A 16,089-nucleotide genomic window follows, 5' to 3' on the forward strand; every position below is an offset into this window, starting at 1 on the left:
ACTAAAGGTCTTAGAAATCAGGTGTTCGCTCAATACTCCCTCCGCCACCCAATGGGTTACCGCCAGTGGGAGGCAACGTTAAATCAGCCGGCTCGTTCATTTTAGAGCCTAAAGTCATGGGCGCCGACGATTCCATGCCAAAACCTCCATAACTATCGTCCACCAAATTTTCAAAACGAATGGCTTCAGGACGAAACCTCAGCCGCACATCTCCTGTAGCACCATTACGGTGTTTGGCTATAATAATCTCGGCCAGTCCAATTAGGCTATTGCCTTGTTCATCCTCAGTAATATGATAATATTCGGGACGGTGAATAAACAGTACCATATCAGCATCCTGCTCAATGGCACCCGACTCACGTAAATCAGATAACTGTGGTCGTTTACCTTCACCTGTACGGCTTTCCACCCCACGGTTTAACTGCGACAGAGCAATAATGGGGATATTAAGTTCCTTTGCCAACCCCTTCAGAGACCTTGAAATCATACTAACCTCCTCTTGTCGGTTACCGGGGCGCATGCCACTGGCATTCATGAGCTGAAGGTAGTCGATGATAACAATTTTGATGTCGTGCTGTTTCTTTAATCGTCGGCACTTAGCCCGAAGTTCAAATACGGACAGACCAGCCGTGTCATCGATAAACAAAGGGGCATCAATGAGCGACTGAATTTTATGGTCGAGTTGCTCCCATTCGAAGGGCGCCAAATTGCCATTTTTAATTTTATCGGCCGGCAGCTCTGTTTCAGCTACAATTAAACGATTCACCAACTGAACATTGGCCATTTCTAGCGAAAAGACAGCCACGCCCTGCTTATATTTAACCGCCATGTTACGGGCCATAGACAATACAAATGCAGTTTTACCCATAGCCGGACGAGCCGCAATAACAACCATATCCGACGACTGCCAGCCAGAAGTAATACGATCCAACTCGTCAAAACCACTGGGAACCCCACTCAAACCATCGGTTCTTTTACCGGCCTTTTGAATCAGCTCAATGGCGTCCTCAATGACCGGATTAATCTGAATAGCATCCCGCTTCATGGTGCCTTGCGACAACATAAAAAGAGAATTCTCGGCCTCCTCCAATAAATCATTCACATCTTCCGACTCATCATACGCCTTGGTCGTCATCAGGCCGGAGATCCGAATCATTTCCCGCTGAAGATACTTCTGATAAATAATACGAGCATGGTACTCAATGTGAGCTGCCGAGGCGACCCGGCCTGTCAGTTGTGTTATATAAAAAGCGCCACCTGCTTCTTCAAGTTTGCCCATGCGGCGCAACTCTTCTGTCACCGTAAGCATGTCTACGGGTTGTTCACGCATAAACAATCCCGATATCGCTTCAAAAATCCGTTGATGAGATTCTTTGTAAAATGCTTCCGCCTTCAAAAATTCTGAGACATTAATAAACGCATCCTTTTCGAGCAACATGGCACCCAAAACAGCCTCTTCTATTTCCACTGCCTGAGGCGGCATACGTCCTTGCGACAGATCCAAAGTATCAACAGACTTTTTCTTATTATTGAAATTATTTTCGGCCATTAAAATTCCCTTTTCTTGATGCGGATGACAAAGTTATAAAATTAACCAAGCTATTAAAGTGAAGATTGTTTTAAAAGCTACCACAAAATATTAATTTTTATATTTGCCCCCAATAAATGAAATCAATCTTAACAACCTTGAATTATGATCGTCTTCCCCAATGCCAAAATAAACCTCGGCCTATTTGTAACTTCAAAACGGCCGGACGGATATCATAATCTGGAAACCATTTTCCTGCCGGTAAAAAAAATGTGTGACGCACTGGAAGTGATTAATCACAGCGGGAACGAAGATCAATTCACAACTTCAGGCATCATAATTAACGGATCAAAAGAAAACAATCTGGTTATAAAAGCCCTGAACTTATTCAGGCAAAAAAGGACAATACCTCCGTTACAGATTCACCTTCATAAAAAAAACCCTTTTGGGGCAGGCTTAGGTGGAGGTTCATCGGATGCCGCCTTTATGCTAAAGCTATTAAATGACCAATATAATGGCGGTTTCTCCACCGATGAACTGGAACAAATGGCATCCGAACTAGGAGCCGATTGCCCAGTATTTATTCAAAACAAAACAGTATTGGCCAAAGGCATCGGAAACCTGTTCGAAAATCTCAACCTGAATCTATCACAACATTGGTTACAGATCGTCGTTCCAAATATTAAAATACCTACTGCAGCCGCGTACAAAGACATCATACCTCACCAACCACGGCAACCTCTCAACGAAATGATTCGCTTGCCACTGGAAGAGTGGAAAAATAATATTTACAACGATTTTGAAGTCCCCGTATTTAAATCGTATCCTAAAATCAGAGTAATTAAAGAGACGCTTTACCAAAATGGCGCCATTTACGCCTCCATGTCGGGTAGCGGCTCCTCTGTTTACGGCATCTTTAAAGAAAAGCCAAAAGATGATTGGACAGACTCATTCACCGTGCACACCGAAGAAATCTCATAATAACAAGATTCTTATTTGGCGAGAGGAATGGTAAAACTAAAAGAAGATCCTTTACCCAGATTACTGGATATACTCATTTCCCCACCATTTCGGTGGACAAATTCATAACAAAGAGATAACCCTAGACCGGATCCTGTCTCTCCCGCTGTGCCGGGTTTAGAGTTTATTGTCATGTTAGCTGTCAGATTTTTCAGATCTTCGGGACTCATCCCAACCCCTGAATCGATCACATAAAAATGGACAAAGTCCGATTCCAAAGAGGTTTTAACCTTTATAAAACCATCAGCAGGCGTAAATTTAATCGCATTGATTAAAAGATTCCGAATCACAATCCGGATCATATCCACATCAGCATAAACCCTGTAATTATGGTAGTCAGACGCATCAATAGAAATACTCTTTTTAAGGGCACTCTCACGCACCAATTCAATGGTCTCGGTAACAGCCTCATCCAAATCATACGATGCAGGATTAATACGAATTTTGTCGGATTGCGAACGAACCCAAAATAGCATATTCTCTAACAGATTAAAAACAGTTAACGAGGAGTCATGAACATATCGCACATATTTCTTAACCTTATTAAAATCTTTCAAATCAGTTACTTCAGTAAGAATCTGAGTAAATCCGAGAATCGTATTAAACGGGGTTCTCAGGTCATGAGCGATTATCGATAAAAGCTTATCCCGGGTAGCAATGAGTTTAATCAACTCTTTATTACTCTGTTTAAGCTTGGCCGACTGTTCCCTAAGCTCCGTGGACTGATTAAGAATCAAGACTTGCCTCTCTTCCAAAAGATGATTTGTAGTATGAAGCTCCACCGTTCGTTGCTTTAGGGCGCTATTAGTTCGCCTCAGACGGGATGTCTGTTCCTCCACCAAATGTGCCAGACGAATACTTCGTCGCCTCAAATTCGCCGTGCGATAACGAAGAAACCAAATGATAGACGAAATAAGAAGAAATCCCAAAATCACAAAAAACCAAACCGACATCCACCAAGGAGGCAACACTCTTATTTTTAAATTAATACCCTCCTCATTCCAGACACCATCGTTATTTGCTGCTTTCACTCTAAAAATATAACGTCCGGGATTCAAATTTGAATAAAAAGCCGACCTTCGTGATCCAATATAGTTCCAATCACTATCAAAACCTTCGAGCATGGTGGCATACTCATTTGTTTCAGGGTTAATAAAATTAAGGGCTGAAAACTCAATCCCAAAATAATTCTGATGATAGTCAAGAACTATCTCCTCGGTATAATTAATTTCCTTCTCCAACAGATGGCCTTTGCCATAGTCATTCACCAGCTGATTAAATAAGAAGAAACCGGTAAATCTAATATTGGGAGCTTCCTGGTTAAAAACTATTTCATCCGGATTAAAGGCATTAACACCCATCGTCCCGCCAAAATACATCGTATTGGTTATCGGGTCATAAAAAGACGCCTCGGGATTAAAATTGCTACCCTGTAAACCATCTGCCTCGGTAAAATGATAAAACAGATTAGAAGACCTGTCAAACAGCAACAATCCATTTAGTGTCCCTAACCACAAATTTCCATTTTTATCTTCCTCAATAGAAGCAACATAATTAACCGGCAAATTTTCGATCCTAACAAAATCAGCTATCTGTTCATCAAAATAAAACAGCCCCTGATCACCTCCGACCCAAATGACGCCTTTGTGGTCGATAAGGATAGAAAGTTCATTACTACCTTTCAACCCGTCACCGCTATTAAAATCAGGAATGTATTGTTTAAAGACAGAATCACCGGGCGCCAAAGTAGAAACACCATAAGAGGTAGCGACCCATAAAACGCCATCTTTGTCGAGCACCATTTCATTCACCCAATCTGAGTTCAATTGACTATTTTCAACTCTGAAATGACGAAACAAATTTTTATCGACCTCAAAATAGTCAATACCACCGCCATGTGTGGCCACCCAAAAATTACCCTTCTCATCTTCCAGTACAGATCTCACATCATTACTTACAAGTGAATACGGATCTTCTGAATGAACCCAGGTTCTAAAATCATTTTTCCTGTTGTCGAACTTCTTCAGCCCATTCATGTATGAACTAGTCCAAATACTACCCCGACTGTCCCGATATAAAAAAAGGATTGATTTATCTTCTATCCGACTAGTTGTTGAGTCGTACCGCACGACTTTATTCTCTTTCCATTTAAACACATCAATTCCGTCGCTGTAACCACCCAACCATAAATTCCCTTCACCATCAACTGTTAGAGCGTAAATATTGCGCTTGGTTAAATGCCATTTCGATTTTTCAGAGGTATCATACAGTTTAAATCCGCGTTGCCTGTAATCCACGAAAACACCATCGCCATTATGAATCGTATAGTAATTACCCTGACTGTCGACAAAAAGATCCCTCACGTTGGCTCGAATAGTACCACGCCCATCCTCTATACTCTCCAAAAGAATAAACTCATCCTTCGCCGAATCATAATACCTCATCCCTTTGTAATCGAACGCCCATAACCTCCCCTGATCATCCACCTTCAAATTAAAAAAAACCGAATTATTCTCATAAACGAAATGACGTCTTAACTGCCCTGTTTCAGAATTAACAACTGCTATTCCACGCGCCCCCATAGCCACCCATAATTCGCCTTTATAACACGCCATTTTCCACATATTGGACAACCCGCTAATATCCTCAGGGGCATAAAATAAAGACCATTTGGGTTTCAACGAATCTAAAGTCTCATAATACTCAATGCCATACCCATTTTTATAGCCCACCCAAAAGCCGCCTTTTTTATCAAAATAAATCTGGGATAAGGTTCTAGCCCCGGAAGAAAACAATAATTCAAAAGAATTTCGTTCCTCATCAAAACGATAAAATCCATTTCCGACAACAAGAATAACATTACCCTGACCATCTTCAAGAATCTGATTAACATGGATTTTATCACTTAAACCATTCCGGTTAGCCGTAGAAGCAAGAATGTGAAAACGGTCATATTCACGGTCATATACAGACACCCCCAAAGGTGTCCCCACCCAAATTCTGTTTTTGGAATCAACAAATATTGTATTAATAATACCAGAAGGTAAACCAGTATTAATACGGCCGTTAAAGGCCTTGTAGACTTTAATGTTTGCACCGTCGAAACGATTAACACCATCGTTTGTTCCAATCCAAATATAGCGATCAGAATCCTGTGCCATAGAAGAAATGTAGAGACTGCTCAAATTCTCATACGACGAAAGGCGTATAAAATTAAAAACAGGAACTTCAGCCAATAGGGATATCCCTAACAACCATGTCACCAATGCCATCCAATATTTCATGTAGTCAAACCCCTCGTTGGCATTCAATTTTTAATGCTCAAACAATGATACTTAAAAAGGAGTAATCATGCCGGAATTGAATCTTTCCCTTGTCAACAAGACCGAAGCATGCACTCCACGTAATTTTAAAACTTATACCTAAAATACAAACAAATGTTGCAAAAAACCTATTTTTTCACTTGGGCTATAAATAGCTTATTAACAATAAAAAAAGATCGTCCTCATAAAAACACAACCTTTGTTGTCTAAAATATCAATTTTATTGTTAACAATAAATCAATTTTAAACACTTAATTCGATAATTAGCTGTGACAACTATTCCTCATAAAAAAACGAAATTTTACCCTCAGCCAAAATCGGCATTCCTATTCTGTTAAATAAAAAAGATCCGTAAAAAACATTACGGATCTTTAAATCACTATTTAACAAACTATCAAAATTCGGCATTATTGGGTGTTCTGGGAAATGGTATTACGTCTCGAATATTTCCCATACCCGTAACAAATAACATCAGTCGTTCAAAACCCAAACCAAAACCACTGTGTGGAACAGTCCCAAATCGCCGCGTATCGAGATACCACGACATTTGTTCAGCTGGCACATTCATTTCGTTCATCCGTTTCACCAGCTTGTCGTAGTTTTCTTCGCGCTGACTACCACCAATAATTTCACCAATTTGAGGAAACAAGACGTCCATAGCCCGAACCGTCTTCTCATCCTGGTTCATTTTCATGTAAAAAGCCTTAATCTCTTTGGGATAATTAGTAAGGATAACTGGTTTCTTGAAATGCTTTTCGACCAGATAACGCTCATGTTCACTTTGCAAATCGACACCATAACCTTCCACAGGATATTTAAACTGCCCCTTTTTGTTAGGTTTTGAATTTTTCAAAATTTCAATCGCTTCACTATAGGTCAAACGGCAGAAATCATTGGCCAATACGAATTGCATTTTTTCTATCAATTCCATGCTGCGATCCTCGGCCTTTTTATTTTTCTCCTCTTCCTGTAAACGGGCACTCAAAAACTTCAAATCGTCCATACAATTATCGAGAGCATATTTAATGAGGTATTTCAGGAACTCCTCTGCCAGATCCATATTATCTTCCAGCTCATAAAAGGCCATTTCGGGTTCAATCATCCAAAACTCAGCCAAATGACGAGTCGTATTTGAATTCTCGGCTCTAAAAGTAGGACCAAAAGTATAAATTTCACCCAATCCCATAGCTGCTAACTCGCCTTCCAGCTGACCCGAAACCGTTAAGTTTGTTGATTTACCAAAAAAATCATTTGCATAATTCACTTTCCCGTCATCCGTTTTGGGCAAATTATTGAGATCGAGCGTAGTCACCTGAAACATTTCACCGGCCCCTTCGGCATCAGACGCGGTAATAATAGGCGTATGAATGTTAACAAAGCCTTTGGAAGAAAAGAAACTATGAACGGCAAAAATCATGGCATGCCGAACTCTAGCAACGGCACTAAAAGTATTGGTACGGAAACGCAGGTGGGCAATTTCACGCAAGAACTCCAATGAATGCTTCTTTGGCTGCAACGGATACACATTTACATCACAATCACCGATAACATCAAGGGCTTGTGCTAAAATTTCGACCTGTTGACCACTTCCCTGCGAAGGATTAAGTGTTCCTGTAACAGCAATAGAAGCCCCTGTTGTAACCCGACGCAGCAATTCTTCATCAAATTTTTCAACATCAGCAACTATTTGCAGATTATGAATAGTCGACCCATCGTTAAGCGCTATAAAACTAACATTCTTATTACCTCTACGAGTTCTAACCCAACCTTTTACAAGAAACTCCTTTCCTATCTCTTCACTTTTGATGATGTCTGAAACTTTTGTGCGTCGCATATTGTGTTTTTAAAATTGTTAAATATCACCCCAACAAATAGTCTGGTTTTAAGTCACAAAAATAATCAATTGTTCAGGAACCAGCTTAAAGAATTAGAACTTTTAAGGCAAGAAATCAACATATACCAAAAAGAGCCCCACTATTAGCGGGACTCTTTAAAAATTTATTCAATAACAATCATCACCGTGCCTTTGGGAATCTTCTGTCCTTCGGCAACCTGGATCTCTTTAATTTTGCCATTAAAAGGCATCTTAACCTGATTCATCATTTTCATGGCTTCCAGCACCAGAACCGTGTCGCCCTCTTTAAGCCGGGCCCCCACCTTAGCCTTCACCTTAATGATTGTACCAGGTATATGAGATACAATTTCATTGGGATTAGGTGAGACATAAGGCTTTCGATTGGCATATTTAACAGTGAGCAAAGTTTTGTACTTTCGCGACAAAATGGGAAAGTCAACCAGCTCCGATTTTTTATCATCCATAATCACTAAGCATTAAAAAGGTGGAATTCCGTGTTTTTTATCCGGACGTGCGTCCATTTTGCTGCCGGATACTTCAATGGCATGCAGAAGCATCTGTCGGGTTTCGGCCGGCTCAATAACAGAGTCGACATAACCTTTGGCTGCCGCCACATAAGGATTAGCGAATCGCTCAATGTACTCCTTCACTTTTTCGGCACGCATGGCATCTGAATCTTCAGCTTCTTCAATCTCTTTTTTGAAGATAATGTTAGCCGCACCTTCAGGTCCCATCACTGCGATTTCGGCCGTTGGCCAGGCAAACATAAAGTCGGCCCCCAAATGACGTGAGTTCATGGCAATATAACCACCGCCATAAGCTTTACGCAGAATCACAGTAATTTTAGGCACTGTAGCTTCAGAATAGGCGTACAGCACTTTAGCCCCATGACGAATCACCCCGGCATGTTCCTGATCAACACCTGGCAGATATCCAGGCATATCCTCAAGCGTAATTATCGGAATGTTAAAGGCATCGCAGTAACGAATGAAACGAGCTGCTTTATCAGAACTGTCGCAATCTAGGACTCCTGCCAAAACTAGCGGTTGATTAGCAACAAAACCAATGGTTTGTCCTTTCATACGGCCAAAACCAATGACGATGTTGGGCGCAAAAAATTCCTGTATTTCAAAGAAATCGGAATCGTCGACAATGGCCCTAACCACATCACGAACATCGTAAGGCATTTTCGGATCAGAAGGAATAATATCCTCAATACTACCTTTAAATTTGGGTTCACGTGGCGGAAACACCTTGGCTTTTTTAGTATTGCTCCATGGAATAAAAGACATCAGCTTTTTAATCTGATCGAAACACTCCAATTCGCTTTCAGCAAAGAAATGCGCATTACCAGTAATTTCAGCATGAACACGTGCACCGCCCAATTCTTCCATCGAAATTTCTTCACCCAAAACAGTCTTAATCACGTTCGGACCGGTGATAAACATCTTGGAGATATTATCAACCATAAAAACGAAATCGGTTAATGCCGGGGAATAAACAGCACCACCAGCACAAGGGCCAAGAATAACAGAAATTTGCGGGATAACGCCAGAAGCAATTGTATTACGGTAAAAAATTTCACCATAACCGGCCAAAGAATTCACCCCTTCCTGAATACGGGCACCTCCAGAATCGTTAATACCAATAAGAGGGACACGCATTTTCAAGGCATGATCCATAATCTTAGTAATTTTACGGGCGTGCATCAAACCCAAAGATCCTCCAGCCACTGTAAAATCCTGCGCAAAAATACAAACAGGCTCATCATAAATAGTTCCTGTGCCAATAATTACACCATCACCGTGTAACTCTTTTTTGTCCATTCCGAAGTCACGGGCTTCATGCTCAACAAAAAGGTCATACTCGGTGAATGAATCCTCGTCAAGAAGTGCCAAAATACGAGAACGGGCAGTCATCTTACCCATGGCCATCTGCTTTTCAATGGCTTTCGCTCCACCTCCTAACTGAACCTTTTCTCTTCTTTTGCGAAGATCAAGGATGTTCTTTTTTAATGACATAATCAATTAGTTTTGGTTATTTAATTGTAAGCCAGAGTCTTACACTCATTCTAAACCTACAAAGAACGTACATAATTACAAATTTTAGTGCCAAATCAACTCATTACAGCTAACAAATTTACACACTTTTTAAATAACCATCTAATTATAAATAAGATAAAGCAACCCCTTTTGCAACTATCTCTAAAAACATTAATCAGCTAGAAAAACCGAAAATCAAACCCAAAATCAAAAGTAAAACGTTGATAAGCTTTATCGTTATCCAGCACATAATTTCTCAAAAAATAAGTATATCCCGGGGTGAGAGTTATCCCAATCCGTTGCGTCAAAGGAATGCGACCTATGGCTGAGATATTAAAGCCGGCAATACTTTTAGGATGCTGCGTGGTATTAAAATTACGGAATTTGGTATAAGTAAACGAGTCGTCATTTCTATAATTTTTATAATCAACATCCGCCACAAATTCTGACAACAATCCGGGAGACAGGAACAATTCAAATCGTTTACCCTGAAACAACATATAATCAAGATTCAAGTTAAGCTCCATATTGTAAACCTTAACATCCGTTTTATAAAAGGTATTGACATCCCCCCCACTCCACGTCATACCATATTGCATCTCGGCATAACGCAAACCCAAACGTGTTCTAAATTTGCTGGACAATTTCACGGCCATGTCAATTCCCAAAGTTCCCCCTCCATCAATGCCATAATATGAGCTGCCATTGTCATCAAGCCCCATATTAAACCCATTCATATTATGAATAACACCACCATTTATTCCAAAAGAAAGCATTGGTGTTTCAATAAAATTTACAGGTTGCTCCTCCTGTGCTTTAACCAAAAAGGAGGACAGAAAAATCCCTAACAAAATAATTTTTTTCATCAAAAAGCAGTTTTAAAGTTAAATCTCCAAACACCAGTAAGGAGAGCCTTATATCCAATTTCGAAGTACGACATTGAGTGATTGGATATAAGATTACAAAACAAAAAACACTTTTTTAAGAAAAACCGACAGACAGGACTTTTTTGCAGATAAAACAGGCTTATTTAGGGGCCCGTTGATATAGAAAAGCAGCTACCACAAAGAATACAAAATTAGGGATCCACACCGCGAGCCAGGGAGGCATATCGCCATTAATGGCAAATGTTGTAGAAATAGTCATAAACAAAATATAAGCAAAGCTGAGAGCTATTCCAACACCGATGTGCAACCCCATCCCCCCTCTCACCTTCCGTGAAGCCAGCGAAACACCTATCAACGCCAAAATAAAGGCCGAAAACGGAGAGGCAATACGCTTGTGCTTCTCTATCAGAAACTCTTCAACATTACCGACACCTCTCATTTGCTGGTCATTAATATAGCTGGTAAGTTCAGTATTCGTCATTGTTTCATAAAATTTGCGTTCTTCTTTAAAATCACTGGGCTTCATATTCAACAGTGTATCTAATGAAGAACCACTTGACAGTATTTGCTGATCAGCTGAAATATACTCCCGACGTATCCAGTTACGCAATGACCAACCCATCGTTGCGGTATCATAAACAGCTGATTTTGCTGAAATTTTAGTTTTCAAAACTTTGCCATCGAACACTTCCATACTGAAGTCATCGCCTACGTCCCGCAGCGAAGAATACCGACGCACATAAACAAAAACGCCGGGTTCAATCTGCATGTGAATATTCTTAAGACCAATTTCCTTCCGATTCTTCACATAAGTATTTTCAAAATCGAGGCGTATTTTATTGGCAGGCGGGATGACATAAGCCCCCAACACAAACGAAAACAAGCCAATGATTAAAGCCCCATAAAAATAGGGCACCATCAAACGTTTAAAACTAACGCCACTGGATAAAATGGCTATAATCTCAGTTTGATAAGCCATTTTTGAGGTGAAAAAAATAACCGCAATAAAAACAAAAAGAGGCGTAAACAGATTGGCAAAATAAGGGACAAAATTGAAATAATAATCAAAGACGATAGCCCGGAGTGGCGCTGCAGATTCCAGAAAATCATCAATTTTCTCAGCCATATCAAATACAACTGAAATACTAATTATCAGCAAAATAGCAAAAAAGAAAGTTCCAAGGAACTTTTTTAATATATATAAATCAAGCTTTTTCAAAGCACCTTATTTTTAATGATAGCTCAACAAAGGAACAAAAAAAGCGCCAACCTTTAAAATTTCAGAGTCTGGTAGCCAATTGCTTCACCATTTTTTCTTTCCAGGGCCTGAAGCTTCCCGCGATAATATTGCGACGCGCTTCTTTCACCAGCCACAAATAAAAAGATAAATTATGAATAGAAGCCAATTGGGGCCCCAACATTTCGCCGGCAATAAACAGATGTCTTAAATAGGCTTTGGAATAAACAGCATCTAAAGCACAGGGCGCATCCGCATCGACAGGCAAAAAATCATGCTTCCACTTTTCGTTTCTAATATTGATAATTCCCTGTGAAGTAAAGAGCATACCGTTACGTCCGTTACGGGTCGGCATAACGCAATCAAACATATCAACACCCCGATCAATGGCTTCCAATATATTAACAGGCGTTCCAACCCCCATTAAATAGCGCGGTTTATCAACAGGCAAAATCTCATTAACGACCTCAATCATTTCATACATCACCTCTTCCGGCTCCCCCACGGCCAGTCCACCGATGGCATTTCCATCGCGGCCAAAAGAAGCTACATAATCAGCCGACTGCCGGCGCAGATCTGGATAACCTGCTCCCTGAACAATTGGGAAAAAGGTCTGACGGTACCCATACACCCCTTCGGTACTATCGAACCGATCGATGCCACGTTTCAACCAACGATGGGTTAGCTCCATCGACTGCTTAGCATAAGTATAATCCGAGTCGCCGGGCGGGCATTCGTCAAAAGCCATAATAATATCAGCTCCAATCACCCGCTGGATATCAACCACCCCTTCGGGACTAAAAAAATGACGCGAGCCGTCGATATGCGACTGAAACTCGGCCCCTTCTTCCTTTAACTTACGACGATGGCTCAACGAAAAAACCTGAAAGCCACCACTATCAGTCAATATGGGACGGGACCAGCCATTAAAACGGTGTAACCCACCGGCCTCCTTAAGCACCTCGAGTCCCGGACGAAGATATAAATGATATGTATTACCCAGAATAATAGCAGCTCCCACCTGCTCCTCCAAATCCTTCACATGAATCCCTTTTACAGAACCCACCGTGCCTACCGGCATAAAAATCGGCGTTTCAATGGTTCCATGATCGGTGGTAACAAGACCTGCCCGCGCTTGTGATGCGCCATCTTTATGCTGCAATTCAAAATCCATCTCTAATTAAATTTTTAAACGACAAAGATACAACTTGCTGTAAATAAATAATGCCCCAATCCCTGAACCTTTCTTTATATTTAATAGCTAGTGCCTGGTTTATCTTGTTAAGACCAGATAAGGAATTTGTCTGAAGAAGTTGAATGCCACTTCTTTCAAAATAATCATACATATTTGTATTATTTAAACCCATTTGTTGCTGCAACAAAACACGATTCTTAAGCGACAACCATTAAGGAAAAATTATTACTTTGCAAGCCATTAAACAAAAAACGTATGAACCTAATTAACCTAACGATAACCGAATATATATTGCCAGGCCTGCTCTTTTTTACCTGGCTGCAACAAATGCTGTTTCTAATTATTCGCGTCAGACCGTTGGCTTTTTTTAAGGCAAAATCACCCGAAAAGGAGATTACAGCGGCAGCGTCCGTCATTATATGTGCCAAAAACGAAGCCGAAAATCTAAAAAATTTCCTACCAGGAATTCTAACGCAGGATTATCCTGACTATAAGGTTATTGTAGTAAACGACTGTTCGGAAGACGATACCGAAATGGTTTTGGCCACCTTAAAAATAAAATATCCAAATCTTTATTATACCAATATTCCGCTTGACCGGAAATTTTCACACGGGAAAAAACTGGCATTAACCATTGGCGTAAAAGCGGCGACCAGTGAATACCTTGTATTAACCGATGCCGACTGCCGCGTTACCGGGCCAAACTGGCTACGCGGGATGATGCAAGGATTTGTGCACCCTGAAACAGAACTGGTGCTGGGATTTGGCCCCTATGAAAAAAGCAAAGGTTTCACAAACCTATTAACGCGTTACGATACGTTCTACACGGCTATTCAGTACCTGGGTTTTGCATTAAGTGGAAAACCATACATGGGTGTAGGGCGAAATCTGGCCTACAAAAAAGAACTATTCATTAAAAATAAAGGACTTCAGAGCCACCATCATTTAGCATCGGGCGACGACGACCTGTTTGTACGCGATACAGCCACCAAAAAAAATACCGCAGTCGTAATTAATCATGAAGCTCAGACCATATCTGTTCCGCCGACGTCACTCACACAATGGAAAGAACAGAAATCAAGACACCTTACCACTTCAGTCCATTACAAAAAAAACATAAAATGGCGTCTTGCCATGGAGCCATTCTGTCGATTAATTTTTTGGGCCATAAGTATCGGTTTAATAATTTTTAATACATTTGTCTGGATTGCCGCAGGAGCGATATTTTTAAAAACAGTTACACAATTGTTTTTATGGGGAAGAGTGAGCCGTCAGTTAAATCAACCCAAAATTAACCGTGCCGTTATTCTTTTTGAATGGCTTCACCCTCTAATATTGCTTTGGGCACTCACTGGTAATTCTCGAAGAAATAAAAAACGATGGAAATAAATCCCAATCTGTCAGATAAAGCCAGGTATGATTTAGAATTAGTAAGCAAGGCGGTTGAAGGTGATCAAAAAGCATATGCGGAATTGATGGCTCGCTATAAAGATGCCATTTATTTTATGCTGCTAAAAATGATTAATAACAAGACTGATGCCGAAGATTTAACCATTGAGGCATTTGGCAAAGCATTCAAAAATTTGGAACAATATTCACCAAATTACGCTTTCAGCACTTGGTTATTCAAAATAGCTTCCAACAATTGCATTGACTATTTACGAAAAAAACGCACCAATCATATTTCCATTGACAGCACCCTTTCACCGGAAAAAAATTATGAACCTCAGGTTCATTTGCGTGATGAAGCTCCAGATCCGGAAGAAACCCTAATAAAAGAACAAAAGGTTATATTGATGCGCACGGTGGTACGAAAATTAAAACCACGATACCGCACACTTATTGAGCTTCGCTATTTCAAGGAATATTCTTATGAAGAAATATCTGAAGAACTAGGTTTACCTCTGGGCACCGTAAAAGCCCAGCTTTTCAGAGCACGCGAACTTCTTTTCAACACCTTAAAAAACACCGACGCCAAGCATTAATCTTTAATATTTATCGGTTCTATTTATACCATGGAGGTGATTCAGAAATATTTTCCCGGATTGACAGACGAACAAATCAACCATTTTAGTCGATTGAAAGACATTTATTCAGACTGGAATCAGCAGATAAATGTTATTTCACGAAAAGATATGGCAAATTTTTACGAACATCATGTGCTGCATTCGCTTGCAATTGGTCTTTTCATAAAATTCTCTCCGGGAACAACAATTATTGATGTAGGAACCGGTGGTGGTTTTCCTGGCCTCCCATTGGCTATTATGTTTCCTGAAGTCAACTTTACGCTTATCGATTCAATTGGTAAAAAAATAAAAGTAGTTAAAGCAGTAGCCGCGACCCTGCACCTGAAAAATGTAACAGCACTTCAAACCAGAGCCGAAAACTACAAAGGACAGTTTGATTTCATTGTTAGCCGGGCTGTTACAACACTGCCCGAATTCTATAAACAAACACAACATTTGGTCTCACCCAAACAAAAAAATGCCATTACCAATGGCATACTATATTTAAAAGGAGGTGATTTGACCGACGAAATCAATCCATTTAAAAGTAGAATTTCATCAACCAGATTGAGCGATTACTTTGACGAGCCTTTCTTTAGTACAAAAAAAATTCTGCACCTCTCCTTTTAACTAATACACTAAAAAATAAAACACAATGTTTGGGTTTAAATAAAAAAAACTCTATTTTTGCCAACCAAAATCAGAAAAGCACACTAACAAGATAAAAAGATATTAAGATGAAACGTACATTTCAACCCTCCAACCGGAAAAGAAGAAACAAACACGGTTTCCGTAGCCGGATGGCATCAGCTAATGGTCGTCGTGTTTTGGCATCAAGACGTGCCAAAGGAAGAAAAAAACTGACCGTTTCCAGCGAGAAAAAGCATAAAGCCTAAATAACAGAGGCTTCGTAATACAAAAAAAGACTTCCTTTTGTAGGGAGTCTTTTTTTTGTTTGGTAGACAAGAGAATCAACGACAATTAAAGATTTTGTAT

13 protein-coding genes are annotated in these 16,089 nt (G+C 40.2%); 5 read left to right on the forward strand and 8 right to left on the reverse strand.

Annotated features, from left to right (window positions below; all coding sequences use genetic code 11):
• Window positions 1-10 precede the first annotated feature (10 nt).
• Entirely contained in the window at window positions 11-1,549 is a 1,539-nt protein-coding gene (gene dnaB, locus ACT3CD_RS03405; protein WP_444642957.1) for a replicative DNA helicase, read from the reverse strand.
• Between the two features lie 144 nt (window positions 1,550-1,693).
• On the opposite strand from dnaB, the gene ispE reads away from it, so the two are divergent.
• The gene (ispE, locus tag ACT3CD_RS03410) at window positions 1,694-2,509 is read left to right on the forward strand and encodes a 4-(cytidine 5'-diphospho)-2-C-methyl-D-erythritol kinase (protein ID WP_444642959.1); all 816 of its coding nucleotides are present in this window, start codon (window positions 1,694-1,696) and stop codon (window positions 2,507-2,509) included.
• Between the two features lie 11 nt (window positions 2,510-2,520).
• On the opposite strand, the gene ACT3CD_RS03415 is transcribed toward ispE, so the two are convergent.
• The 7 genes from ACT3CD_RS03415 to tgt form a co-directional block, all read right to left on the reverse strand.
• Entirely contained in the window at window positions 2,521-5,859 is a 3,339-nt protein-coding gene (locus ACT3CD_RS03415) for a ligand-binding sensor domain-containing protein (protein ID WP_444642961.1), read from the reverse strand.
• A gap of 406 nt (window positions 5,860-6,265) precedes the next feature.
• The gene (gene asnS / locus ACT3CD_RS03420) at window positions 6,266-7,705 is read right to left on the reverse strand and encodes an asparagine--tRNA ligase (RefSeq protein ID WP_444642963.1); all 1,440 of its coding nucleotides are present in this window, start codon (window positions 7,703-7,705) and stop codon (window positions 6,266-6,268) included.
• A gap of 164 nt (window positions 7,706-7,869) precedes the next feature.
• Entirely contained in the window at window positions 7,870-8,190 is a 321-nt protein-coding gene (locus tag ACT3CD_RS03425) for a biotin/lipoyl-containing protein (protein WP_444642965.1), read from the reverse strand.
• Between the two features lie 12 nt (window positions 8,191-8,202).
• Window positions 8,203-9,747, reverse strand: coding sequence for an acyl-CoA carboxylase subunit beta (locus ACT3CD_RS03430; protein WP_444642967.1), 1,545 nt, complete (start codon window positions 9,745-9,747; stop codon window positions 8,203-8,205).
• A 200-nt stretch (window positions 9,748-9,947) separates the two neighbouring features.
• Window positions 9,948-10,634, reverse strand: a complete 687-nt coding sequence (locus ACT3CD_RS03435; protein WP_444642969.1) for a hypothetical protein — start codon at window positions 10,632-10,634, stop codon at window positions 9,948-9,950.
• Between the two features lie 160 nt (window positions 10,635-10,794).
• A complete protein-coding gene (locus tag ACT3CD_RS03440) occupies window positions 10,795-11,874 on the reverse strand; it encodes an LptF/LptG family permease (protein ID WP_444642971.1) in 1,080 nt (359 codons plus the stop codon).
• Window positions 11,875-11,935: 61 nt separating this feature from the next.
• Entirely contained in the window at window positions 11,936-13,066 is a 1,131-nt protein-coding gene (gene tgt / locus ACT3CD_RS03445) for a tRNA guanosine(34) transglycosylase Tgt (RefSeq protein WP_444642973.1), read from the reverse strand.
• Window positions 13,067-13,342: 276 nt separating this feature from the next.
• On the opposite strand from tgt, the gene ACT3CD_RS03450 reads away from it, so the two are divergent.
• From ACT3CD_RS03450 to rpmH, 4 genes are all read left to right on the forward strand, one after another.
• Window positions 13,343-14,476 carry a glycosyltransferase gene (locus tag ACT3CD_RS03450; RefSeq protein ID WP_444642975.1) on the forward strand — a complete coding sequence of 378 codons (1,134 nt, stop codon included), beginning with the start codon at window positions 13,343-13,345 and terminating at the stop codon, window positions 14,474-14,476.
• Window positions 14,467-15,072 carry an RNA polymerase sigma factor gene (locus ACT3CD_RS03455; RefSeq protein WP_444642977.1) on the forward strand — a complete coding sequence of 202 codons (606 nt, stop codon included), beginning with the start codon at window positions 14,467-14,469 and terminating at the stop codon, window positions 15,070-15,072. The genes ACT3CD_RS03450 and ACT3CD_RS03455 overlap by 10 nt, the downstream gene beginning before the upstream one ends.
• A gap of 30 nt (window positions 15,073-15,102) precedes the next feature.
• The gene (gene rsmG, locus ACT3CD_RS03460) at window positions 15,103-15,723 is read left to right on the forward strand and encodes a 16S rRNA (guanine(527)-N(7))-methyltransferase RsmG (protein ID WP_444642979.1); all 621 of its coding nucleotides are present in this window, start codon (window positions 15,103-15,105) and stop codon (window positions 15,721-15,723) included.
• A gap of 107 nt (window positions 15,724-15,830) precedes the next feature.
• Entirely contained in the window at window positions 15,831-15,989 is a 159-nt protein-coding gene (rpmH, locus tag ACT3CD_RS03465; protein ID WP_444642981.1) for a 50S ribosomal protein L34, read from the forward strand.
• The last annotated feature ends 100 nt before the right edge of the window (window positions 15,990-16,089 follow it).

Origin of the sequence: Geofilum sp. OHC36d9, assembly GCF_052400685.1 — a bacterium.
Classification (GTDB): Bacteria; Bacteroidota; Bacteroidia; order Bacteroidales; family Marinilabiliaceae; genus CAZHHH01.